Origin of the sequence: Thermosynechococcus sp. PKX82, from assembly GCF_031583255.1 — a bacterium.
In the GTDB taxonomy this organism is placed as follows: domain Bacteria; phylum Cyanobacteriota; class Cyanobacteriia; order Thermosynechococcales; family Thermosynechococcaceae; genus Thermosynechococcus.
On sequence record NZ_CP134169.1, the window covers coordinates 1,850,869 to 1,872,932 of the forward strand.

At 53.9% G+C, this 22,064-nt stretch carries 25 protein-coding genes, 1 tRNA gene, 1 pseudogene and 1 CRISPR repeat array; of the genes and pseudogenes, 12 read left to right on the forward strand and 15 right to left on the reverse strand.

What is annotated here, in order from left to right; translation table 11 throughout:
• The first annotated feature begins 49 nt into the window (after nt 1-49).
• From cas4 to cas2, 3 genes are read left to right on the forward strand one after another with little or no spacing between them, the layout of a single operon-like run.
• A complete protein-coding gene (gene cas4 / locus RHH53_RS09175; RefSeq protein ID WP_302678121.1) occupies nt 50-673 on the forward strand; it encodes a CRISPR-associated protein Cas4 in 624 nt (207 codons plus the stop codon).
• The gene (gene cas1c, locus RHH53_RS09180; protein ID WP_302678122.1) at nt 670-1,704 is read left to right on the forward strand and encodes a type I-C CRISPR-associated endonuclease Cas1c; all 1,035 of its coding nucleotides are present in this window, start codon (nt 670-672) and stop codon (nt 1,702-1,704) included. The genes cas4 and cas1c overlap by 4 nt, the downstream gene beginning before the upstream one ends.
• A gap of 2 nt (nt 1,705-1,706) precedes the next feature.
• Nucleotides 1,707-1,997 carry a CRISPR-associated endonuclease Cas2 gene (gene cas2, locus RHH53_RS09185; RefSeq protein WP_302678123.1) on the forward strand — a complete coding sequence of 97 codons (291 nt, stop codon included), beginning with the start codon at nt 1,707-1,709 and terminating at the stop codon, nt 1,995-1,997.
• A gap of 171 nt (nt 1,998-2,168) precedes the next feature.
• Nucleotides 2,169-4,005: a CRISPR direct-repeat array (repeat unit 37 nt; unit sequence GTTGCGATCGCCCTTCGGGGCGATCGAGGATTGAAAC).
• Nucleotides 4,006-4,008: 3 nt separating this feature from the next.
• On the opposite strand, the pseudogene RHH53_RS13185 reads toward cas2, so the two are convergent.
• The 7 genes and pseudogenes from RHH53_RS13185 to rsmH form a co-directional block, all read right to left on the reverse strand.
• A pseudogene (locus RHH53_RS13185) lies at nt 4,009-4,203 on the reverse strand (hypothetical protein); the annotation flags it as partial.
• Complete coding sequence (locus RHH53_RS09190; RefSeq protein ID WP_302678124.1) at nt 4,191-4,493, reverse strand: hypothetical protein; 303 nt, start codon at nt 4,491-4,493, stop codon at nt 4,191-4,193. The pseudogene RHH53_RS13185 and the gene RHH53_RS09190, both read right to left, overlap by 13 nt.
• 176 nt (nt 4,494-4,669) lie before the next feature.
• A tRNA-Ala gene (locus RHH53_RS09195) sits at nt 4,670-4,742 on the reverse strand.
• Between the two features lie 10 nt (nt 4,743-4,752).
• Nucleotides 4,753-5,304 carry a photosystem II reaction center PsbP gene (gene psbP / locus RHH53_RS09200; protein ID WP_310453708.1) on the reverse strand — a complete coding sequence of 184 codons (552 nt, stop codon included), beginning with the start codon at nt 5,302-5,304 and terminating at the stop codon, nt 4,753-4,755.
• Nucleotides 5,305-5,328: 24 nt separating this feature from the next.
• A complete protein-coding gene (locus RHH53_RS09205; protein ID WP_310743701.1) occupies nt 5,329-7,095 on the reverse strand; it encodes a penicillin-binding protein 2 in 1,767 nt (588 codons plus the stop codon).
• Between the two features lie 9 nt (nt 7,096-7,104).
• Entirely contained in the window at nt 7,105-7,545 is a 441-nt protein-coding gene (locus tag RHH53_RS09210) for a hypothetical protein (RefSeq protein ID WP_302678126.1), read from the reverse strand.
• A gap of 88 nt (nt 7,546-7,633) precedes the next feature.
• Nucleotides 7,634-8,506 carry a 16S rRNA (cytosine(1402)-N(4))-methyltransferase RsmH gene (gene rsmH / locus RHH53_RS09215; RefSeq protein WP_206199904.1) on the reverse strand — a complete coding sequence of 291 codons (873 nt, stop codon included), beginning with the start codon at nt 8,504-8,506 and terminating at the stop codon, nt 7,634-7,636.
• Between the two features lie 59 nt (nt 8,507-8,565).
• On the opposite strand from rsmH, the gene RHH53_RS09220 reads away from it, so the two are divergent.
• The 5 genes from RHH53_RS09220 to RHH53_RS09240 are packed head-to-tail and all read left to right on the forward strand — an operon-like array spanning nt 8,566 to nt 11,833.
• Nucleotides 8,566-9,111, forward strand: a complete 546-nt coding sequence (locus RHH53_RS09220) for an Npun_F5560 family protein (RefSeq protein ID WP_149818787.1) — start codon at nt 8,566-8,568, stop codon at nt 9,109-9,111.
• Between the two features lie 18 nt (nt 9,112-9,129).
• Entirely contained in the window at nt 9,130-9,441 is a 312-nt protein-coding gene (locus RHH53_RS09225; protein ID WP_310438169.1) for a nucleotidyltransferase domain-containing protein, read from the forward strand.
• Nucleotides 9,417-9,818, forward strand: a complete 402-nt coding sequence (locus tag RHH53_RS09230) for an HI0074 family nucleotidyltransferase substrate-binding subunit (RefSeq protein ID WP_315862888.1) — start codon at nt 9,417-9,419, stop codon at nt 9,816-9,818. The genes RHH53_RS09225 and RHH53_RS09230 overlap by 25 nt, the downstream gene beginning before the upstream one ends.
• Nucleotides 9,815-10,447: a hypothetical protein gene (locus RHH53_RS09235; RefSeq protein ID WP_206199907.1), complete on the forward strand. Its 633-nt coding sequence runs from the start codon at nt 9,815-9,817 to the stop codon at nt 10,445-10,447. Before RHH53_RS09230 ends, RHH53_RS09235 begins: the two co-directional genes overlap by 4 nt.
• A 27-nt stretch (nt 10,448-10,474) precedes the next feature.
• Entirely contained in the window at nt 10,475-11,833 is a 1,359-nt protein-coding gene (locus tag RHH53_RS09240) for an OB-fold nucleic acid binding domain-containing protein (protein ID WP_302678130.1), read from the forward strand.
• Here the strand turns inward: RHH53_RS09240 and RHH53_RS09245 are convergent.
• Nucleotides 11,830-13,080: a SufS family cysteine desulfurase gene (locus RHH53_RS09245; protein WP_302678131.1), complete on the reverse strand. Its 1,251-nt coding sequence runs from the start codon at nt 13,078-13,080 to the stop codon at nt 11,830-11,832. The two genes, RHH53_RS09240 and RHH53_RS09245, sit on opposite strands and share 4 nt — an antisense overlap.
• A gap of 317 nt (nt 13,081-13,397) precedes the next feature.
• Between RHH53_RS09245 and RHH53_RS09250 the strand changes: the two genes are divergently transcribed.
• Complete coding sequence (locus RHH53_RS09250) at nt 13,398-14,636, forward strand: DUF4912 domain-containing protein (protein ID WP_206199910.1); 1,239 nt, start codon at nt 13,398-13,400, stop codon at nt 14,634-14,636.
• A gap of 57 nt (nt 14,637-14,693) precedes the next feature.
• Here RHH53_RS09250 and RHH53_RS09255 read toward each other — a convergent pair whose 3' ends face one another.
• Both RHH53_RS09255 and RHH53_RS09260 read right to left on the reverse strand, forming a co-directional pair.
• Complete coding sequence (locus tag RHH53_RS09255) at nt 14,694-15,569, reverse strand: alpha/beta fold hydrolase (RefSeq protein ID WP_206199911.1); 876 nt, start codon at nt 15,567-15,569, stop codon at nt 14,694-14,696.
• An 84-nt stretch (nt 15,570-15,653) separates the two neighbouring features.
• Nucleotides 15,654-15,974: a DUF1815 family protein gene (locus RHH53_RS09260; RefSeq protein WP_149818796.1), complete on the reverse strand. Its 321-nt coding sequence runs from the start codon at nt 15,972-15,974 to the stop codon at nt 15,654-15,656.
• A 371-nt stretch (nt 15,975-16,345) separates the two neighbouring features.
• Here RHH53_RS09260 and RHH53_RS09265 point away from each other — a divergent pair, with 371 nt between their 5' ends.
• Nucleotides 16,346-16,789: an NUDIX hydrolase gene (locus RHH53_RS09265; RefSeq protein WP_206199912.1), complete on the forward strand. Its 444-nt coding sequence runs from the start codon at nt 16,346-16,348 to the stop codon at nt 16,787-16,789.
• Here RHH53_RS09265 and RHH53_RS09270 read toward each other — a convergent pair.
• The 5 genes from RHH53_RS09270 to RHH53_RS09290 all read right to left on the reverse strand — a co-directional run bounded on the left by RHH53_RS09270 (nt 16,786) and on the right by RHH53_RS09290 (nt 19,690).
• The gene (locus RHH53_RS09270) at nt 16,786-17,502 is read right to left on the reverse strand and encodes a metal ABC transporter ATP-binding protein (protein ID WP_206199913.1); all 717 of its coding nucleotides are present in this window, start codon (nt 17,500-17,502) and stop codon (nt 16,786-16,788) included. The two genes, RHH53_RS09265 and RHH53_RS09270, sit on opposite strands and share 4 nt — an antisense overlap.
• Entirely contained in the window at nt 17,499-18,572 is a 1,074-nt protein-coding gene (locus tag RHH53_RS09275; protein ID WP_206199914.1) for a metal ABC transporter substrate-binding protein, read from the reverse strand. Before RHH53_RS09275 ends, RHH53_RS09270 begins: the two co-directional genes overlap by 4 nt.
• A 122-nt stretch (nt 18,573-18,694) precedes the next feature.
• Nucleotides 18,695-18,910 carry a 30S ribosomal protein S18 gene (gene rpsR / locus RHH53_RS09280; protein WP_011057896.1) on the reverse strand — a complete coding sequence of 72 codons (216 nt, stop codon included), beginning with the start codon at nt 18,908-18,910 and terminating at the stop codon, nt 18,695-18,697.
• Between the two features lie 13 nt (nt 18,911-18,923).
• Nucleotides 18,924-19,118: a 50S ribosomal protein L33 gene (rpmG, locus tag RHH53_RS09285; RefSeq protein WP_149818803.1), complete on the reverse strand. Its 195-nt coding sequence runs from the start codon at nt 19,116-19,118 to the stop codon at nt 18,924-18,926.
• A 35-nt stretch (nt 19,119-19,153) separates the two neighbouring features.
• Nucleotides 19,154-19,690, reverse strand: coding sequence for an RDD family protein (locus tag RHH53_RS09290; protein ID WP_302679159.1), 537 nt, complete (start codon nt 19,688-19,690; stop codon nt 19,154-19,156).
• Between the two features lie 90 nt (nt 19,691-19,780).
• On the opposite strand from RHH53_RS09290, the gene RHH53_RS09295 reads away from it, so the two are divergent.
• On the forward strand, nt 19,781-21,541 hold the full coding sequence (locus RHH53_RS09295; RefSeq protein ID WP_302678132.1) for an NFACT family protein: 1,761 nt from the start codon (nt 19,781-19,783) through the stop codon (nt 21,539-21,541).
• Between the two features lie 39 nt (nt 21,542-21,580).
• Nucleotides 21,581-22,039 carry a photosystem II protein PsbQ gene (gene psbQ, locus RHH53_RS09300; RefSeq protein WP_302678133.1) on the forward strand — a complete coding sequence of 153 codons (459 nt, stop codon included), beginning with the start codon at nt 21,581-21,583 and terminating at the stop codon, nt 22,037-22,039.
• Nucleotides 22,040-22,064 lie beyond the last annotated feature (25 nt).

A 22,064-nucleotide genomic window follows, 5' to 3' on the forward strand; every position in this document is an offset into this window, starting at 1 on the left:
CTTAATGGCCTTGGATAAATAGTTGAAGGGTTATCTCAGGGTCGTGAGTATGGACGATGAGGACTATGTGCTGCTGAGTGCACTCCAGCATTTTGCGTTTTGCCCGCGTCAGTGTGCTCTTATCTACACAGAACAAGTATGGGAAGAAAACATTTACACACTGCGGGGAGCAAGAGTCCATGAAAAGGCACATACACCGGGGGATGAATTCTTGGATGGAGAACTGCGGATTGAACGGTCGGTGCCATTATGCTCCCATCAGTTGCGGATTCGTGGTGTGGCAGATGTGATTGAGTTTTCGGATCGCGGTCTGCCCTATCCCATTGAGTACAAGGCAGGAACAACGAAATCCCGTCTGGCTGATGCAGTACAGTTGTGTGCCCAAGCCTTGTGCCTAGAAGAGATGCTTGGATGCGCTATTGCAGTAGGAGCCATTGTTTACTATGGCTCACGACGACGACTGGAGGTGCACTTTGATGCTAGGTTGCGACAGCACACGATCGAAGTGATTGAGGGAACTCGAACGTTGCTTGCTAGCCAAAAGTTGCCTGCGCCTGTTGCCGATAAACGGTGTCGGGACTGCTCGTTGATTGAAACTTGTATGCCTGATGCTGTTACTCATTTTGGCTCTAGAGCTTCAAGAAATGCCATTTTTGAGGTGTCGGGACAATGAAGCCAATCCTTAATACACTCTTTGTGCAGACCCAAGGCACTTATGTACGTCTTGAGCATGAAACATTGAAGTTGGAGGTGGAGAAGGAGGTTCAGTTTCAGATACCGTTACATCACCTCGGTAGCATCGTCCTATTTGGCAACGTGTTGATCAGTCCCTTTCTGATTCACCAATGCGCTGAGGATGGTCGCACTGTGGTGTGGCTCACAGAGCATGGCCGTTTTAAGGGGCGACTAACTAGCTCAACCACTGGCAATGTTTTGTTGCGCAAGGCATTACATGAGGCAGCAGTTTCTGTAGAGACATCCCTGACTATTGCTCGGACTGTGGTGGCAGCGAAGCTACAGAATGCCCGCAATGTGTTGTTACGAGCAGCTCGAGAAGCAGCGAACCCCACCGAGCGAGACGCTCTGCAAGCAGCGGCTAAGCACCATGTCGAAGGATTAAGTAAGGCATCCCATGCAGAGAGTATTGACTCGTTGCGCGGAATTGAGGGGATGGCAGCCAAGACGTATTTCGGCGTTTTTGGTCTGATGGTGCGGCAACAGCGGAATGCCTTTCCGTTTACTGGTCGCTCAAAGCAACCCCCTCGTGATCCCCTGAATGCTTTGCTATCACTGGCCTACACACTTTTGACAAATGACTATGTTGCTGCGTGTGAAAGTGTTGGCCTTGATCCTCAGGTGGGCTTTCTGCATTGCTTGCGTCCGGGTAAGCCCGCATTAGCATTGGACCTGATGGAGGAGCTACGAGCAATTTTTGCGGATCGCTTGGTATTGACGCTAATTAACCGTCAGCAACTCAAATCTGAGGATTTTATTGAGCGTCCGGGTGGAGCGATCTACTTGAATGATGAGGGACGCAAAACTTTTTTGACGGCGTACCAAAAACGCAAGCAAGAGGAAGTCATGCACCCCATTTTGGAGCAAAAAGTTCCCTTTGGGCTGATTCCCCACGTCCAAGCACGATTACTCGCGCGGTATTTACGGGGGGATGTTCCCCACTATCAGCCGTTTATTCCGCGAGGTTAACTATGGATATTTTGGTGTCTTATGACGTAAATACGGAGACAAAAGCAGGGCGAAAACGACTGCGCAGGGTGGCTACAATCTGCAAAAACTACGGCCAGCGCGTTCAGCTTTCAGTTTTCGAATGCCGTGTCAGCGAGGGGCAGTACGAGACGTTGAGAGCGCAACTCGTGAAGGTCATTAACGAGGAAACAGATAGTCTGCGATTTTATCGGCTGATGTCGCCCAGAGAGAAATACGTGGAGGTCTTTGGTTTAGATCACTATGTTGATTTTGATGAGCCGTTGATTCTTTGAGAGCGCGGATCTGGAGTGGGGTCTATTTTCCTAGGGGGGTCGCGGTGGTTGAATTTTCAGGCTTTGAGGGCAATCATGGGGTATTGGATCACATTTTCTCCTTCCATCAAAAATATATTCGCGCTAAAAATGCTGGAAACGCCCTGCCTGACAGGGGTTATAATAGCCGCAGTTGCGATCGCCCTTCGGGGCGATCGAGGATTGAAACTGCCCTTCTGCCTACCGTGGCATATAATAGATAGGTAGTTGCGATCGCCCTTCGGGGCGATCGAGGATTGAAACTCCCCTTATTGACCGATCAGGGAGAGGAGACTGCGTTGCGATCGCCCTTCGGGGCGATCGAGGATTGAAACCGTTCCAAACTTCGGTAGGTACTCCTAAGCGAAGTTGCGATCGCCCTTCGGGGCGATCGAGGATTGAAACGTGTAGTACTCCTGCGCATCCTATGACTAATCCCAGGTTGCGATCGCCCTTCGGGGCGATCGAGGATTGAAACTAAATAATCTACAATTAATTCGGCCAATAATGGCCGTTGCGATCGCCCTTCGGGGCGATCGAGGATTGAAACTCCTTACGAGTAAGGGAGGCGGAGGACGAGGAGCGTTGCGATCGCCCTTCGGGGCGATCGAGGATTGAAACGCGTACAGCCCCATGCGAAAATCGGCAGGGACGTGTTGCGATCGCCCTTCGGGGCGATCGAGGATTGAAACAGGGATTCCGTGTTTGACCTCGCGGACTGGGCGGTTGCGATCGCCCTTCGGGGCGATCGAGGATTGAAACATTCTTTCTTCTGGGTTGTTAGGCGAGGAAGTTGCGAGTTGCGATCGCCCTTCGGGGCGATCGAGGATTGAAACACAAGAGCAAGTACTGTGCTTGTTTAGTAACGAACGTTGCGATCGCCCTTCGGGGCGATCGAGGATTGAAACGTTCATAGTTAGCTCCTAAATCGACTGAATCGACGTTGCGATCGCCCTTCGGGGCGATCGAGGATTGAAACTGCTTAGTTTACAACGGGGGGTAAAAGCGGGGGGGTTGCGATCGCCCTTCGGGGCGATCGAGGATTGAAACTAGCCAAGGCCTTATCCTTGGTTAAAATCGTAAGGTTGCGATCGCCCTTCGGGGCGATCGAGGATTGAAACTCAATTTGGCGCGCAAATTCACCCGCGCCTTGCTTGTTGCGATCGCCCTTCGGGGCGATCGAGGATTGAAACGCTGCCGTAGCGAATTGTGCGACCATCTGTGGCCGCGTTGCGATCGCCCTTCGGGGCGATCGAGGATTGAAACGCTGATGCCTACGGAACACGCCAGCAAAACTCGCGTTGCGATCGCCCTTCGGGGCGATCGAGGATTGAAACTTAAGCAAAGCTTTATCCTTGGCCAGCACAGTAAGGTTGCGATCGCCCTTCGGGGCGATCGAGGATTGAAACACTTGGAGAACTATGTCCGCGGTTATGCCCCCTTCGTTGCGATCGCCCTTCGGGGCGATCGAGGATTGAAACACAAGATACCTCTGTTGACCCAAAAACCGATGTACGTTGCGATCGCCCTTCGGGGCGATCGAGGATTGAAACCAAAACGGGACGGAGTGAATCGAGGTTGTGAGATGTTGCGATCGCCCTTCGGGGCGATCGAGGATTGAAACATGATATGGCATAACCAAGTTTTGGGGTATGCCATTTTAAGTTGCGATCGCCCTTCGGGGCGATCGAGGATTGAAACTCTTGCCTTTTTTACTTTTTTGAGAGAATTCGGTAGGGTTGCGATCGCCCTTCGGGGCGATCGAGGATTGAAACGCGCAGTAAGATTAGTGCGCAAATCGCTTGGCACATGTTGCGATCGCCCTTCGGGGCGATCGAGGATTGAAACCTGCAGTTGCGACAACTCGCGCGGTTAAGTTATCGTTGCGATCGCCCTTCGGGGCGATCGAGGATTGAAACCCGAAAAAACTCCAACTCTACTGCACTGGAGGATGTTGCGATCGTCCTTCGGGGCGATCGAGGATTGAAACGCCACTGACAGCATCAAAGCGATCGTCTCCGGGACGATATGACAGGATTTCTAAACCAATTGGCTCCCCAGTCACCCCATCCTTGAACAAAATCACCCCATCTCCAAGTTCTGTCGCAACTTGGTTTCTTCGTGGAACTTGCCAGAATACACTTAACAGCTCTGTTTCTGGCTCATAAAATACTCTTATTTGAGCCACACTCTCTCCCCTTCTTTAATGGCGCCAGTTTGATAAGCAGTGATTAAAAAACCATCTCCATTTAAGCGTCGTGCCACTGCAACAACCCAACGTTTTTCTCGCTGTACCCGATAAAACAATAATACTCCTGAATCTCGGCTACTGCGACGAACCTCATCTGGTGTAGAAAGAGCCAACCGCACACAATCTTCCAACTCCTCAATATCAGGGTGCTTGATGAGCAGCCGTTGCCAATACTCCTCAGAGGTTCTAACCGTAAATCCAAGCGGTGTAGAAATTTCAAATTTCATGAAGCTACTGTGGTAGCAAGGGGTGTCTATCGGAGTTGCGATCGCCCTTCGGGGCGATCGAGGATTGAAACTATTCAATACGAATGACTCGCCCCATTGAATGAGGTTGCGATCGTCCTTCGGAGCGATCAAGGATTGAAACGAGGCGATCGAGGATTGAAAAGGGGGCAAAAATATGGAGAGTAGGGAACTCGAATCCCTGACCTTCGCGGTGCGATCGCGACGCTCTACCAACTGAGCTAACTCCCCGATTCTTTCTTTAATATACGGTAAACGAGGACACGATGGTCTTAAATTGGTCTTCTACCTTTGGCCATCGCTCCTCTGGAGCTGAAACACTCAGAGTATAGACCTTGCCTCGGCTCACAGCAATACTCGACAAATTGTGTCGCTGCTGAGCATTGTCCCCATCCCCCGGCAGAGTGACGGCATACTCCAGAATGTAATAAGTTTTGTCATCTGCCTTTTGGGAGGTCGCGGAGATCAGGGCAGAACTGCGCCCGCTTTCAGTTGGGGCAATGATATTTCGCAGCAGGCGATCGCCCACCTCCTCAGGGGATCCCAATTCCTCAAGAGACTTTGTGCTGGAAACCGTATTCACAACCACACTGACGTTTTCTGTCGTCTCGATAATGTCGTGAAAGACCACATCCACGGGGTCATCCACCTGTACTTGTACCCAACCGCGGGGGTAGAGAAACTCATAGCCATCGTAGCTATCCACATAGGCCTGTAGCCCACTGGTGGCCGAACACCCCCCCAGCAACATCACAAGAATCGCCAACGCTGTGGCAAAAAACCGTTGAATCATACCGTCCTTTTGCGCTGTTCTCCCCTATTGTGACACTGAAGCTGGCGTAGCGGGGCGGCGCAATTCCTCTGGATGTGAGGGGGGAATGCCCTCAATCGTAATCAGGGACTCCGTTACCGCTCGCACAATCGGAATCGCCACCGTTGAACCGTAGGCATCATCCCCCTTGGGTTCATCCACTACCGCCAAAATCACATACTGCGGCTGATCAAGGGGAAAAATAGCCGCAAAGCTCGTGATGCGCAGATTGCTGTAGGTACCGCCAATTGCTTTTTGTGCTGTGCCGGTTTTACCCCCCAAGCGGTAGCCGAGAATATGGGCGGGTTTCCCTGTACCGAAGCGCACCACTTCTCCCAGCATTCTGACCACTGCTTGACTGGTGCGCTGCGAGAAGACCCGTCGAGGGGGGCGTTGCTCAAGGCGTTTTTGCAGTTGGCCATTTTCATCGTAGAGGCCATCAATGACATGGGGAGTGACCATCTCTCCCCCGTTGGCGATCGCCCCCAATAGTTGAGCCAAATGCAGCGGCGTCAGGGAAAAGCCTTGGCCAAAGGCCGTTGTTGCCGGTTCAATGGGGTAGTTAATAAATTGCTCCGGGGGCTTTAACTGGGCGGCGGTTTCAAAGGGGAGATCACTGCCCACCTTCTCGGTCAGCCCCAAGCGATGCAGATAGCGATAGTAGTGGCGGGCGGGAATGCGGTTCATCATGTGCACCATGGCCACATTGCTGGAGTAGGCGAGAATTTGGGCAATATTGAGGGCACCGCGGCCGCCGTGTTGGCTAAAATCACTGTTTTGAATTGGCCAGCCCCCCACCGTAATCCGCCCCTCATCGGGCAGCACTGTATCGGGAGTAATGGCATTGAGTTCAAGGGCGATCGCGGTGTTGATCGGCTTAAAGGTTGATCCCGGCTCATAGAGATCCGAGACCGCCCAGTTACGAAAAAGGGCTGGATCAGCCCGGTAGTAATGATTAGGATCGTAGGAAGGCTCTGAGACCAGTGCCCGCAGTGCACCAGTTTTCACTTCTAGGACAATGACCGTGCCCCGCTTAGCGTTGAATTTGCGTAACTGCTGTTGCAGGGCTTGGCGTGCTGTTTGTTGCAAACGAGTATCAATCGTCAGGCGCACATGGTACCCCTGACTCAAAGCACGCGGATCCGCAGGGGCAAGGGCAGGTAACCATTGACCCAAAGCATTGGTTGATAGGAGCTGGCGGTTATGGGAAACCTGTAAAAACTGGTTTTGGCTAAACTCAATCCCCGCTTGACCTTGGTGGTCACGATCCACATAGCCGACAACGCCCGCCATGAGTTCCTGCTGCGGATAAATGCGCTGCCACGCTTGGTTGAGTTCTAGCCCATCGTAGTTCAAAGCGCGAATTTTAGCAGCAGTTTCCTCATCAATGTCGTAGGCAATGGGTACCCCCGTTGGGTAGGTACTGAACTTGGCCAACAGTTGCTCTGGAGATTGCTTGAGTAAAGGGGCCAGATCGCGGGCGATCGCCCGCCGCTCCACTTTGAACTGAATTGGATGGGCAAAGAGGGTAAACACAGGCCGATCGAGGGCAACAACCGTCTCTCGGCGATCGGTAATTGGGTAGCGTGCCAAGGTTGGCGGAGTATAGCGCCGTTGTTGTTGCTGTGCCCGTGCCGCTAAGGTTTTCCCCTGAACCACTTGCAAATAAACTAGGCGAGCAACCACACCCCCCATCACCATCAGCAAAAAGCCAAAGATCAAGCCAACTCGCAAGGGTGGCAGGGATTGGTTTTGGGGGCGGGCCGTTGTCATGGATAGCGATCAGTAATTGACAGTGCGCTGCGGTGGTGGTGTCACGGGGGGGCGTTCAAAATGAGTTTTGGCAGCAATCTTGCCCTCATTGGGCACAAAAAGAATGTGTTGCGGCGTTTGGGGCACGAGACCTTGGGGCGCGCGTTGGACTTGCTGCGTCACCCGATAGCGGAGGGTTTCATTGCTGACGAGTAGCTCCCGCTCCTGCCGTTTGAGGGTTTCTAAGCGGTCATAGGCTTGACTCCACTGCTGCTCAGAGAGGGCTGACCAACCATAGAGAGGCAGTACAGCCACAAGGGCACCGGTGGCTGCCACCCCAGAAACCCATTGAATCCCCAGCAAAGTTTTTTGCCACAGGGGCATTTGCGGCTTGGGGAGAGGCCGAATTTCCGTCAGTGTTGGCGACGATTGGGGAATAAATCGGGATTTGAATTTAGGGGCAGCAACCATAGACTCCAGCACTCCTCAGCAATTTATTACCCTAAAAGATTATGACGCACTGTAAAGATACCCATAAATAAACCATCATTCGGGCAATTCATGCAAAAGTACGCGCTGCAATTCGTAGCTTTGCCGATCGCGATCGCGGGTTGAGAGCAACTTCCGCTGCATCCGCCACAATCGGTTTACGAGTCACAACTGCCAAGAGGGGATTGCCACGCCACGCCTGCTTCACCCGCCGATCTTCCAAGCTATGGAAGCTAATGACGGCAATGCGCCCTGCGGGCTTTAACCATTGGGGCGATCGCGCCAAAAATTGGTCGAGCACCGCTAGCTCTTGGTTCACATAGATACGCAAGGCCTGAAAAACCCGTGTGGCTGGATGAATGCGTTGCCGCGGAGAAGCTTTGAGGCAGTGGGCAACCAACTGCGCCAGTTCTTGGGTGGTGGCAAGGGGACGACGGGCAACAATGTGGCGAGCAATGCGGCGGGCAAAGCGTTCTTCGCCATATTCGTAGAAAATATCCGCCAGTTCTCGCTCGCTGTAGTGATTAATCACCGTTGCCGCTGTCAAAGGGTTAGCGGGATTCATGCGCATATCGAGGGGGGCATCAAAGCGAAAACTAAAGCCCCGCTCTGGACGATCCAACTGGGCGGAACTCACTCCTAAATCTGCGAGAATGCCATCAAACATCGGCTCAGCCACAGGCAGATCAGCAAAGTTGCCGTGCCAAAACTGGACGCGATCGCCAAAGGGGGCGAGGAATTCCTGAGCCGCCGCTAGAGCCATCGGGTCTTGATCGATCGCCAGCACCCGACAGGTAGGTTCACTGCGCAATAGCAGTGCCGTGTGGCCGCCACCTCCCACCGTTGCATCCAAATAGAGTCCCCCGGCCTTGGGTTGCAATGCCTCCAGAACTGCGCTTGCCAGTACCGGTTGATGGTAGGTGGAAAATTCCAAATCTTGCATGAGCGGATCAGAACCAGCGTAAAATTTGCCACAGCACAATCCCTTGGAGAGCAGCCGCCGTGAACGATACTTCCCTCAACTTAGCCGATGAACTGCTGATACGGGATCAACTCGTGCAGCAACTCTCAGAGGAACTCTATCAACTCATGGTGCAGCATCCTGAGTTATTTGTGCGCTTTTACCAAGCCCGCAAGACCGAGGCAGCCAATGCCGCAGCCCTGAAGTTGCTGCAAGCCCAAGTGCAACAGGTGGAAGCACAAATTGCTGCCTATCAAGAACAGATCCTTGCCTACCAGCAGCAGAGCCAAAGTCGTGAAGCGGAAATGAATGAATTGAAAGCTCAAGTCATTGAATTGAGCGATCGCAATGAGATGCTAGAGCGCGTCATCCAGGAAATGCCCGAAGTCTATCGGCAAAAATTTAGTGAGCGGCTGAGTCAAGTGAAACTCAAAATTGAAAGCCTCGAAAAAGAAAACGCGCAACTGCGTGCCGAACTGCGGAATCTGCAAACCCTCTTGGCCGCTCAAGCCCGCCAGCAACAACAGCAGGGATTCCCCTCATTGCAACCTGCGCGCGTTGGCTTGATTCCCAGCTTTAATACCTAGGTGGACAGGAATCAAAGCGTGACCCCTGCCAACGAAGATCTGCGGGAACTCAAAAAAATACTAGAAGACTTTTTTACAGGGTTTCCCGTCAAGGTCTATCTATTCGGCTCGGCTGCCCGTGGTGCTCTCCGCCAAAGCTCTGACTTAGATGTCGGGATTTTGCCCCTTGCACCACTGCCCGTGGGGCTGTTGAGTGAGTTGCGGGAGCACCTAGAGATGTCCAATTTGATCTATCCAGTCGATGTCGTGGATTTATCAGAAGTGTCCGCCGACTTTCGATCGCGAGTGATTGCAGAGGGAATTGAGTGGATCGGCTCAGGGAACGATTAGTGGTTGCCCAAAGAGCGCTAGCTGCTTTGCAAGAATTGCCCTTGGGTAAGCGCACAGATACGATTATTCGGGATGCTGCAATTCAGCGATTTGAATACACCCTAGAAGCCGTCTGGAAAGCAGCACAACTATATCTACGGGAACGCGAAGGATTAGACATCGCCTCACCGAAGGGCGTGATCCGTGCTTGCTTGGCTGTTGGCCTACTTACTCCAGAGGAAGGCCGTTTAGCGCTAAAAATGGTGGATGATCGCAACTTAACCGTCCACACCTACAATGAGACCTTGGCAGATGCAATTTTCTCGCGGTTAGCACAGCACGCCATGCTCATGGATCGCTGGTTAGCTGCCCTCGCAGCAGGAGGATTAGAGGATTGAAAATACGGATTTGGTGTGCGGCACAGCCAAGGGAAGCCGAACTGTCTGCGGATCAAGTCGCGACCCAAGTGGTACCCCTGCTGCAACAGTGCCAAGACAGTGCCGAGATTGCCATCTGTCCTCTCGATGCCCCGATCGCGATCGCTCCCCAACCGCAGGTGCTAGACTATAGCCTCACCCATTGGGCATCATCCGAGCTTTGGCAGCAGTGTCAAGCGTTGCGTGCCTTGGTTACCCAGTGGGGGATACGAACCAGCACAGGGGGTCTCTATCAGTTGCCACTAGCGCAAACGGCAAAGGGGACGCTCTTTGGCGAAATCATTGGCTGCCTTGAAGGGACATGGCAGTTACCTATCCATGCCAGCGATCGCCAGCGACAAACCCTCTATGCCCTCGGACGGCGACTCCTAGATCACTTACAGGCACCGGTAGGCTGCTATTTTCTGCAATTTGGCTGGCAGGGGGAAGTGATCTTTGAGCGACTGTGGCCTTTTCCAACCGTGGCGGCCCTAGCCAGTATTGGTGTGCAAACGCCTGATTGGTTCACAGCTCACTACCAGTGTTTAAGCGCCATGCCCCTGCGGGATCTGCGGATTCCCGCTCGCGAGACAGTGCGGCGATTAGAATAGAGAGCGCAGCGTTTGGAAAGGTGAAGCGTGAAGATTGTCCGCCGGCGGCTAGTGGGTTGGCAAGCGGTCTATGACATTGGTTTAGCTGGGGATCACAATTTTCTCTTGGCCAATGGAGCGATCGCCGCCAATTGCTTTAACAAGTCCCACTCCACGGCCTACGGCTATGTGACCTATCAAACCGCCTTTCTCAAGGCCAACTTTCCCGTCGAGTACATGGCCGCCTTGCTCACGGCGAATAGTGGCGACCAAGACAAGGTACAGCGCTATATTGCCACCTGCCTCAGCATGGGGATTGAGGTTCTTCCCCCCGATGTGAATCGCTCGGATATTGACTTTACGCCCGTGGGGGACAAAATTCTTTTTGGTCTGTCGGCCGTACGCAATGTTGGTCAGGGAGTGATTGAGGCCATTTTGCAGGCACGGGCAGAGGGGGGTGCCTTTCAAAGTTTGGCGGATTTTTGCGAACGGGTTCCGCGTGCGGGGGGCGATAGTCGCATTCTCAACCGTCGTGCCCTTGAATCCCTGATTGCCTGTGGTGCCATGGATAGTCTGCATCCGCAGCGCAACCGCAACCAACTGATGCAGGATCTCCCCCTCGTGCTGGAGTGGGCACAGGCGCGCGCCAAGGATCGGGCGGTGGGGCAAGTCAACCTCTTTGATATGTTGGCGGGTGGCTCCAGCAATGAATCCGGCGGTAGCTATGACCCAGCCCCCAGTGCGCCCCCAGTGGACGACCTACCGGATGCCGAAAAGCTCCGCCAAGAAAAAGACCTACTGGGATTTTATGTGTCGAACCATCCCCTCAAGGATATTCATCGGCCAGCGGCCATGATTGCCCCTATTAGCTTGGCGGATCTCGAGCAGTACACAGGTCAAGGGATAGTGAGTGTCATTGCCCTGCTGACAGGACTCAAGCCCATTACCACCAAGCGCGGCGAGCGGATGGCCATTGTGCAGTTGGAAGACCTCACGGGTCAAGCGGAAGCTGTCGTCTTTCCCAAAGCCTACGAACGCATTCATGGGCAGTTACAGCTTGATCATCGGCTACTGCTGTGGGGCACCCTAGAGATGCGCGACGATCGCCCCCAACTCCTGATTGAAGATGCCGAACCCCTTGAAGCGGTGAAGCTGGTGCTTGTGGATTTGCCTGTTGAGCAAGCGGGGGACATTCAAGCCCAAAGTCGCCTCTCGGAAGTGCTCAAACAACAGGTGGGCGACATGCCCAAGGTGCCGGTAGTGGTCAAAGTGACCGATGGCTACCATGCCCAGTACGTACGCCTAGGACCACAGTTTCGCGTTGAAGATGCCGATCGCGCCCGCCATGCCCTTGCTAGTGCCGGTTTTCAGGCTGAAGCGAGTGAACTGTTGAGTCTCAAGCTCTAGGCAAAGACATCCCTAAAGAAGGCAATGGCTTCCCCAAGGGCAGCAATAAACTGATCAATTTCAGCGCGGGTGTTGTAGAAATAGAGGCTGGCCCGTGCCGTGGACTGAACCCCTAAATGGCGGTGCAAAGGCTGTGTGCAGTGGTGTCCTGCGCGGATGGCAATCCCCGACTGATCAAGGATGGTCGAGAGATCGTGGGGATGCACCTCACCAACGGTAAAGCTGGCCAAGGCAGCGCGATCGCCGGACTTCGGGCCATAGATCGTCACATCGGCCAGTTCTTGGAGACGTTCAAAGAGATAAGCCGTCAGTTCCTGTTCGTAGGCATGAATGCGCTCCATCCCCCACTGGCTCAGATAATCCACCGCTGCCCCAAGGGCGATCGCCTCCGCAATCGCTGGCGTTCCCGCCTCAAACTTATGGGGAATATCGGCATAGGTGGCATGGTCGAGAAAGACATCGGCAATCATTTCGCCACCGCCCAAGAAGGGGGGCATTTGCCGCAGGAGTTCCGCGCGTCCCCAGAGGAAACCAATGCCCGTGGGTGCACACATTTTATGACCGGAGGCCACCAGCCAATCGCAGCCCAACTGCTGCACATCAACGGGCACATGAGGCACACTTTGGCAGGCATCCACCAGTACCCGCGCCCCCTTGGCATGGGCAAGACGCACAATCTCGGGAATCGGGTTCAGGCACCCCAGCGTGTTGGATACATGGGCAACGGCCACCAATCGCGTGCGATCGCTCAAAAGACTTGCGTAGTGGTCAAGATCAAACGTTTGCTCTGGAGTGAGTTGCACAAACTTGAGGCGAGCACCGGTTTTCTGCGCCACAAACTGCCACGGAATCAAATTACTGTGGTGCTCCATCACCGTCAGGATTATTTCATCCCCTGCCTGCAGCGTATTCATGCCCCAGCTATAGGCCACGAGGTTAATCGCCTCACTGGCATTGCGGGTATAGATAATCTCCTCGGCATGGGGGGCATTAACAAAACGCGCCACTTTTTCCCGTGCCCCTTCGTAGGCCGTGGTGGCCTCAGCACTCAGGGTATGTACGCCCCGATGGACGTTGGAGTTGTAGCGACGATAGTAGTCCTCAAGGGTATTGAGAACTGCCAAGGGCTTTTGGGAGGTGGCCGCATTGTCAAAGTAAATCAAGGGGCGATCGTGCACCTGTCGCGCCAAAATCGGAAAGTCAGCACGGCAAAGGTCAGCGAGGGAGCGGCTCGGGGCGATCGTCATAGTGGTTGTGGTGGCATCAGTAACATTCAGGAATTTCCTTGCAAGTCCCCACAGCATTTGCAGGGATACATTTCTCACTATACTCCCTTCCCCCTCGCAGAAGGTGGTTTGAGGCTGAACAGGAATAGCAAACCGCTATCTTGATCCCCGTGCAGAATAAATGTTATGAAATCCTGACATTTGATCCCTGCAAAAGAGTAAACTGCGTATAAATTCCTAGAAGTGTGCCCGAATTCCCTTGACGCCCCAAGACTTTTTTGCCAAAGATCAAGGGCAAAGGATAGCTCTGTCTATCAACCCACGATAAGGAGGCACCCATGCCGAAAGATCGCCCCCCTTTAGAAGAAATGACCTTGCGGCAGTTGCGGCGCATTGCCAGTGAACTGCAAGTGTCCCGCTATAGCCGTATGCGCAAAGATCAACTCCTCGCTGCCATCCGTGAAAAGCAGGCGCAAGCCAACGGATCCACCACTACCATTTCTGTCCAACCTGTCCCCTCTAATCTGGAGTCGCAAGAAAAAGTGGAAGCAGCAAAATTTGACCTCGGTCCTGCTCAAGAGGATGTTCTCTTGGCCTCTGTAGATGAAGGTCTTGGGGATTTGCCGGGGGGCTATGGTGAAAGCCGCATTGTCCTCATGCCCCGGGATCCGCAGTGGGCCTACGCCTATTGGGATGTGCCCAACGAGCACCGCGAAGAATTGCGGCGGCAAGGGGGTCAGCAACTGGCTCTCCGGCTCTACGATGCCACGAATATCAACCTCGATAGCCAAATTCCCCACAGTGTTCAGGAGTACCCCTGCGATGAGTTGGCGCGGGAGTGGTATCTGCCCATCCCCGTGAGCGATCGCGACTATGTGGTGGAAATTGGCTACCGCTGTGCCGATGGCCGCTGGTTGGTTCTAGCCCGTTCTGCCCCTGTGCATATTCCCCCCACCTACCCCTCAGATTGGGTCTGGGATCAATTCATTACGGTGGATTGGGATATGGATCTGCGGGGCAAAACCCTCTTTGATCTGGGGGCACCCTTGGCGGGCACTGCCGAACCCCATCCCATTTACGAAGGCATCTTTGCCATGGCCGAAGGAGCCGAAGCGCAGCGGGTGGCAGGTTCTCTCTTTGGTTCCATGCACCAAGTCCCCGGCTCCATCTCCCAGTTGCCCGAAATGGCCATCAGTTCCTACGTCTTCCCCTCTGGGGTTGGCCTATGGGCTGTGCCGACGGTGTCGGGTCTGACGATGTCGGGCGTTGGCTTCTCAGCTTCGGCGGCTCCCATTCGTCCCCGCAAATTCTGGTTGGTGGCGGATGCTGAACTCATTGTCTATGGGGCTACGGAGCCAGATGCCACCGTCACCATTGGTGGGCGCCCGATCAAACTCAATCCCGATGGTACATTCCGCTTCCAAATGTCCTTCCAAGATGGCCTCATTGACTTCCCGATCTTGGCAGTGGCGGCAGATGGGGAACAAAACCGCGCCATTCACATGAAGTTCACCCGCGAAACCCCCGAACGTCGCACCAATCCCAAGGAAGAAGCAGTGCTGGAGTGGCTGGCCTAAGCGAGTTAGTTGGCTCAATCCGTGCCTTTCCCTCTGCCGAGTGGTGGGGGGATTTTTTTAGGCACGCAAAAAGGCAAGCAGTTCACGATTGACCAGCCCCGGCACTTCCTGTTGTGCCCAATGGCCACAGTCGGGCAGATATTTCAGCCGCCACGGTGCATGGATCCACGCTTCGATACCGTTGGCAAGGCTGGGTTGGGCGAGGGGATCATCGGCGCCCCAGAGGATCAGGGTGGGGCTGGTAATGGCTTCCGTGTGCTGTTGCAGTAGGTGCCACCACTGTTGGGGTGAAAAAAGATGGCGATAACTTTTGAGCACCGCAGCGATCGCCCCCGCTTTTTCGAGAGCCGCTTGATAGAGTTGCACGGTTTCTGCCGAGAAGGCAGCCTTGCGGATGGAGTAGCGTTGAAAGAGATCCTGCAAAAAACTCCGCAGATTATGCCCTAGCCAGTATTCCGCCAAGCCGGGGATGTGGCAAGCCAACAGTGGCCAGTTGCGCCAAAAATGCTCTACCTGTTGCCAGAGTTCCAGTCCCACACGGTAGGGGTGGGGGGTATTCAAGACGGCTAAATGCTGCACCCTCTGCGGAAAACGTGCCGCCACGTGCCAAGCAATCAGGCCACCGCAATCATGGCCGACAATGTGGGCGCGTTCATAGCCCAGTTCTTGGATCAGCGCCGTGACATCTTGGCTGAGGGTATCGAGATCATAGCCGTGGGCAGGCTTCTCGGAGTCATTGTAGCCCCGTAGATCTGGCACTACAACCTTGAAATGACGAGCCAGTACGGGAATTTGAAATCGCCAAGAGTACCAAAACTCTGGAAAGCCATGCAACAGAATCACAAGATCACCGCTGCCTTGGGTGACATAGTGCAGGCGTACTTGGTTAACGCTGAGGTACTGGTGTTGCCAACTAAGGGACGCTTCAGTCATTGAGGGTGGGGATCAAGGTAGAAGGAAAGTCCAGCTACTTTTAAGCTAGCACCGACAAAAGATCGAGGGATAGCCCCGACAGGATTAAACCGCAGTGGGGATACGGACTTCCTTGAGGAGATTGGCCAGTTCTTGCAGTTGATTGATCGCCTCTGCCCCTTCGAGTTTCATGAGTTCGCGGTCATCGCGCATTTCAGTCCAAGTGATCCCATAGTCAGAGACCAAAAAGCGAATCAGGTGGTTGTCGGCCAAGCTGACCATGAAAGAGGCACTGTTGAGTTCACCGCCACAGGTGTAGCAGGAGGCCATGTAGCCTCGGTTTTCTAGGGCAATTGCCAGAGCTTGCAGGTTCAACACTAAATCGCGAATAAACTGGCGGTGTTGTTCGGCTAAACGGTAAAACATAGGACGATGCACTCCAAGCAATGAACAAAGTTATAGCACAGCTGCTAGGGAAATATTAAGACAATCTTAAGAAAGGGCAAGGCCGTACCAACGTTGTTAAATTCCTGCAGCCATTTGTAAAATTTGATAGAAAAATAAGGGAAGCTCAAATTTGTTATCGAAACCATCCTATGAAAGAGGAGACTTAACAGCTGCCCGCTGGGGATAGCCCTCCAAAGCGCGACGTTTACCTCTGGCTACCCTTTGCTCAACGTTTTAGCGGTTGTTGATTTGTTCTTGCTACTATACTCTTCATTTTAGCTTTAATCTACTTTAGGATTGGCTTTACGTTTCTAGGGTAGAGTAGCCCTAACGACATATCTTGCAAGACAATGCCAGCAACCACGATTGTTCCCGTTGCCCTTGCGGTTCTTTACCAAGGCGATCGCGTCCTTATGCAGCTGCGCGATGACAGTCCCCATATTTTGTATGCCGGCCACTGGGGACTTTTTGGCGGTCATCTTGAACCCGAAGAAGCACCGCTCGCGGGCGTCCAGCGGGAAGTCTATGAGGAGATTGGCTACTGCCCACCTCACCTCACCTTTTTTGGAGAGTACGGCGATCCCCAAGTACATCGCTATATTTTCACAGGCCCTTTGACGTGTGCACTGGAAAACTTGGTACTCAACGAAGGACAGGGCATGGACTTGGTACCCTACGATTCGGTGGTGGCTGGGGTTCACTATGCCCAAACCCTCGGCGAAGATCGCCCCTTAGGCGCCATCCACCAGCGCATTCTGCTGGATTTCTTTGCTAGGAGAGAATCCCCCGTTTAAGCAGCAAACTGTTGCAGCACCCGTTCGGGGGTTCCCAGTCCTTGGACAGAGCGATCGAGATACAGCACCTGATCACAGGTTGCCCTTACCCGCTCCAAGTGATGGGAAATTTGTAAAATTGCCCAGCCCTCACTCACCTTGAGGGTCTCCAGTAGGTCATAAAACTGTTGCTCACCTCGGAGATCTAAGCCAGCGGGAGCTTCATCCAAAATCAGGAGACGACGGGGTTGCACCAAGCAATAGGCCAAGAGGGCGCGCTTTGTTTCGCCCCCGGAAAGGGAACTCATGGGTTGTGTCGCAAGATGCTCGAGGTGCAGGCGTTGGAGACTTTCCAAGATGGCGCGATCGCGCTGTTGTCGATGCTGCCAAGGCCACTGCCACGTAGGTTGCCCCCAGCCCAAACCCACAAATTCAGCCACGGTGATCGGAATGCGTGGATCGCACTGAAAATTTTGCGGCAAGTAGGCTACCTGTTGGCGGACATAGGGGAGCGTGCGGCGATAGCCCATACCATAGCCCAAGAGGGTCACCCGTCCCTGCTGGTAGGGAATAATGCCCAAAATGGCTTGAATCAGGCTACTTTTGCCCGCCCCATTGGGACCAATAATGGCCATATTCGTATCGGCGGCGAGGGTAAAGGAGACATTTTCCACCACCCAGCGATCGCCCCGCCGCACCGAGAGGTTTTCCACCTCTAGCAGGTATTCGTTCACAGTGCTGCCCCTAACGGTCTATTCACCTGCATCCACCATGTCCCTACCACCGCGATCGCATCGGGACGACGATAGGCTTGCTGTTGCGCCCCAAAAGCCTCAGCCAGATTGCGAATGTTTTGCTCCATTCTTTGCAGGAAGTAGGTCGGCGTGAGATCAGCGGCAGTGGGAGCACGCTCTAGGGGATCAAACACACTCACTTTTACGCCCAAATCCTGCGCTAAACTTTCAAAGACCTGTTCTTGCCCCGGTTCCGTCAGGAGCGTTTTCAGATCACTTTGTTGCACCGCCTGCATCACCCGCTGCACATCCGCAGGTGAGGGGTTAACCGACGGAATGCCCACGAGATAGATCGCTTTCAGGTTATAACTCTCGGCAAAGTAGGGTGCGACATCGTGATAAACCACAAATGTTTTGCCCGCAAAGGGAGTAAGTTTTTCCCGGGCGAGGGCATCTAGGGCTTCTAACTCTCGAATAAAGGCAGTGCTATTTTGCGCGTAGATGGCAGACCCTTCGGGATCCACAGCAATCAGACCATCGCGAATGTTTTTCACTTGCTGCATGGCACGCTGGGGATCTAGCCAAATGTGGGGATTGAATTCACCGTGGCTGTGACCGTGGTCATCATGAGCGTGGTCGTGGTGGTGATCGTGGTGGTGCTCGTGATTATCCTTTTCGCTGGCAAGGGTGGCCACCCCCGCGCTGGTATCAATGATCTTGAGATTGGGATTGGCGGCGTTTTCAATCAGTTTGTCTAAAAAGGTTTCCATCTCAAGGCCATTTTTGACCAAAACCCTTGCTGTGGCCAGCAGCCGCACATCCTCAGGCCGCGCTTGAAAGTCATGGGGGTCAATATTGGCCGGCAAGAGTTGCTCAACAGTGGCGCGATCGCCTGCGACCGCTTTTGTAAAGGCAGTGATGGGTAAGAAAGTCGTCACAATGGTGAATTGGGCTTCTGCCTGTGAGGTCTCTTGCTCCTGTGGCGACTGGGCTTGGGGGGCACAACTGCCCAAAAATACCCCCAGAGTTACCAGCAGCCCCCAGCGTTTAAGGTGAGCTTGGATAGCCATAGAGAAATAGATGAATGATAACCATTCTCATATTTGCACACTTAGGCAGGGAGAGCAAGCAAAAATAAAGGGGCAAGTCTAAACCTCCCCCTTCGCAAAAACCAATTAGCGATCGCGAGTTTTTAGCCTTCGAGATTCAAGAACGGCAAGAGTGCCATGATCCGTGCCCGCTTAATCGCCACTGCAAGTTGTCGCTGTTGCTTGGCCGTGAGACCGGTCACCCGCCGCGGCAAGATTTTCCCCCGTTCAGTGATAAAGCGCCGTAGTAAATCAACATCCTTGTAATCAATGGGCTGTCCAGGGGGAATGGGAGAAATGCGTCGCCGATAAAATGCCATAGCTGTCCTCTAATTACTTGATTTCTTTGTGAATGGTGTGCTTGTTGCAGTGGGGGCAAAATTTCTTCAGTTCTAACCGCCCTGTGGTGGTGCGACGATTTTTGGTGGTGGTGTAGCGAGATACGCCAGGCGATCGCTTGGCCGGATTAGTGCGACACTCTGTGCACTCTAGGGTGATAATGATTCTGGCGCCTTTTGCTTTAGCCATGGTCTTGCCTATCTATCCAGTGAGCCGATCTCTAATTATGGCAGATCTTTGCGGATTTTGCTCACCAATTCAATGAGCTTGCGATCAAGGGCAAAGCCCCGCCGACAGCGATATACCTTTGTGCCGCCAAGGCGATCGTGGAGCGTGCGGTGCTCTTCATCAATCCACGCCAAGCTACAGTCAACGGCCAAGGGCAGTGCCAAAATAATCAGCGCCATACTCGGGCCATAGGACTCCAAGCCTGCCAATGTCAACAGCGCCCCGACACCAATCACCAGTTCTCGCTTGCTGAGGGAAAGGAGATCCGGTGTCCGCTGCCGCTGATCCAACAGGCGCACATTCATTAGCCAATGGCCGGGGCTTTGACCCTTATTGCGGTTCACCATCGCCACCCGCAGCAACCACCAAACGATGGCAAAAACAAACAGTTGCTCCCACTGAATGGCTGCCCCCGGCGTGATACCGACAACACTCGTCAACCAGATGAGGATAAAGTCAATGCTGGTGGCGATCGCCCGTCGCCAAGGCTGAGCCAGTGGTAAGGGGGGTGGATATTGACGGGAAAGTGCCATAGCAAACACGCGGTGGCAAAAGGCCAGAGAGTGGCTAGACTAGTATAGCTTGAGGCCGATTCCCTCAAAAAATTCTGCGGAGTTTGGACGGTGCAACCCGTTGATTTGACCACCCTGCGTGCTGTTTGTGCCGATCTCCAACATTGGCTACCGGCACGGCTCGAAACGGTTTACCAGCGCGATCGCCACACGATTGCCTTGGCGCTGCGCACGCTGAAAAAACAGGATTGGCTGACCCTCAGTTGGCATCCCCAAGCGGCACGCATTGCCTTTGAACCACCGCCCCCCCGCCAACCCGACACCTTTACTTTTAGTCAGCAACTCCATGCCCAACTCAATCGCCTTGCCCTTGTGCGGGTGGGGTTAGTCAACCCTTGGGAGCGCGTCTTGGTCTTGGAATTTGCCCCTCGTCCGCAGGCAGCAACGCAGTGGCGTCTCTATGCCGAGATCATGGGCAAGTACAGCAACGTGATTCTGGTTAACGCTGCCGGGGAAATTGTTACTGCTGCCCACCAAGTCAATGCCCAACAGTCCCGCTTGCGCCCAATTCTGACCGGTCAACCCTATGTGCCCCCACCCCCCCTAACGGCCGCGTTGCCCAGTTGCGAGATTCCCTTTGAGCAGTGGCAACAACAGGTAAGCGTGATTCCCGGACTGCTGCGGCAGCAACTTCTGAAGGCCTATCGGGGACTGAGTCCAGCCTTGGTACAGCAACTACTGGCGGATGCCGCATTGTCCCTAGAAAGTCACACCACAGAGCTAACCGCTGAAGAATGGCGACGGCTATTTGACCATTGGCAGCACTGGCTGGCGTGTTTAGAGAGCGGGCATTTTGTCCCCCAATTGACATCAACGGGCTATCGCGTCATTCCCCCTCTTGGGACTCAGAGCCAGCCAACGGCCACTATCCATGAGCTGCTTGCCACCTACTACCAAGACCAACTGCGGCAACAGCAAACGCAGCAACTCCGTCAACAGTTGCACCAGAGCCTACAGGCACAGCGGCAAAAACTGATCGCCAAAATTGAGGGCTTTCGGGAACGCTTAGCGGCGGCGGCTGGGGGCGATCGCCAGCGGTATTTGGCCGACCTACTGATGGCCCATGCTCACCTGTGGCAACCGGGGATGACGAAACTGATCGTGACGGACTTTGCCACCCAAGAACCCCTTGCCATTTCCCTCTCGCCAGAGAAGAGTGCCATCCAAACGGCGCAGGAGCTGTACAAACAACAGCAGAAACTCAAACGTGCCCAGCAGCACATTACGCCGCTCCTCACCGCTGCTGAAGAGGAACTCGCCTATCTCGATCAGGTGGCGGCCACCCTCGCCACAGCCACATCCTTAGATGTCCTTGAGGAGATTCGCGCTGAATTGATTCAACAGGGATACCTGACGGCGCCCGATTACTATCGTCCCCCTACCACGCCCAGTCCCTACCTACGCTATACGACACCAAGTGGCTTCACGGTTCTCGTGGGGCGCAACAACCGCCAGAATGACGATCTTACGTTTCGCGTTGCCAGTCCCTACGATTGGTGGTTTCACACCCAAGAGATTCCAGGAAGCCACGTGATTCTCCGCCTCGCAGCGGGGGAGGTGCCCAGTGAGAAAGATATTCAATACGTGGCGAATTTGGCGGCCTACCATAGTCAAGCCCGTGCCAGTGCCCAAGTACCCGTGGTCTATACTCGCCGCAAGTATGTGCAAAAACCGAAGGGCGCTCCACCGGGGATGGTGATCTATGATCAGGCGACAGTGGTGTGGGGGTGCCCTCTGAGTGTCAGTGATGGCTCTTCCGATCTGTCCCAAGGGGGTGCTGGCGGCGATCGCCACGGGATCATGGCAGAATAGAACCGTGTTTTTTACGACACCATTGACTGCTGAGGTTCTATGCTGCGCCTAAATCGAAAATCCCTAATTTCAATCCTATTAAGCGTTGTTGCCATTATTTTAGTCGGCTGTGGCAGCCCCAGTGCCACGACCACCCCTCCGCCCACCTATAGTGAGTTGCAAATTACTCGCATTCAAGACTACCTGAGTGACATTGAGAAAAATGCTGAACGCTTTGCCGACCTAGAGGTCAGTGTGGCCAAAGGGGATTGGCAGGAAGCCCGCAACATTATGCGCGGCCCTCTCGGTGAAATGCTGATGGATATGCGTGCCCTCAACCGCAATCTCTTGGCCAAGGATCAACCCACCCCCACAGCTTTGACCCGTGCCCTGACGGATGACTTCCTGAAAATTGATCAGGGGGCGGATCTGAATAGTGTCACCGTGGCTCAAGAGGGCTTCCGTGATGCTGAAGCGGACTTCAAGGCCTATCTCAATAGCTTGCCTGAGTTGTCCTAGTCCCCTGCGTTTCTCCTAGGTTGAT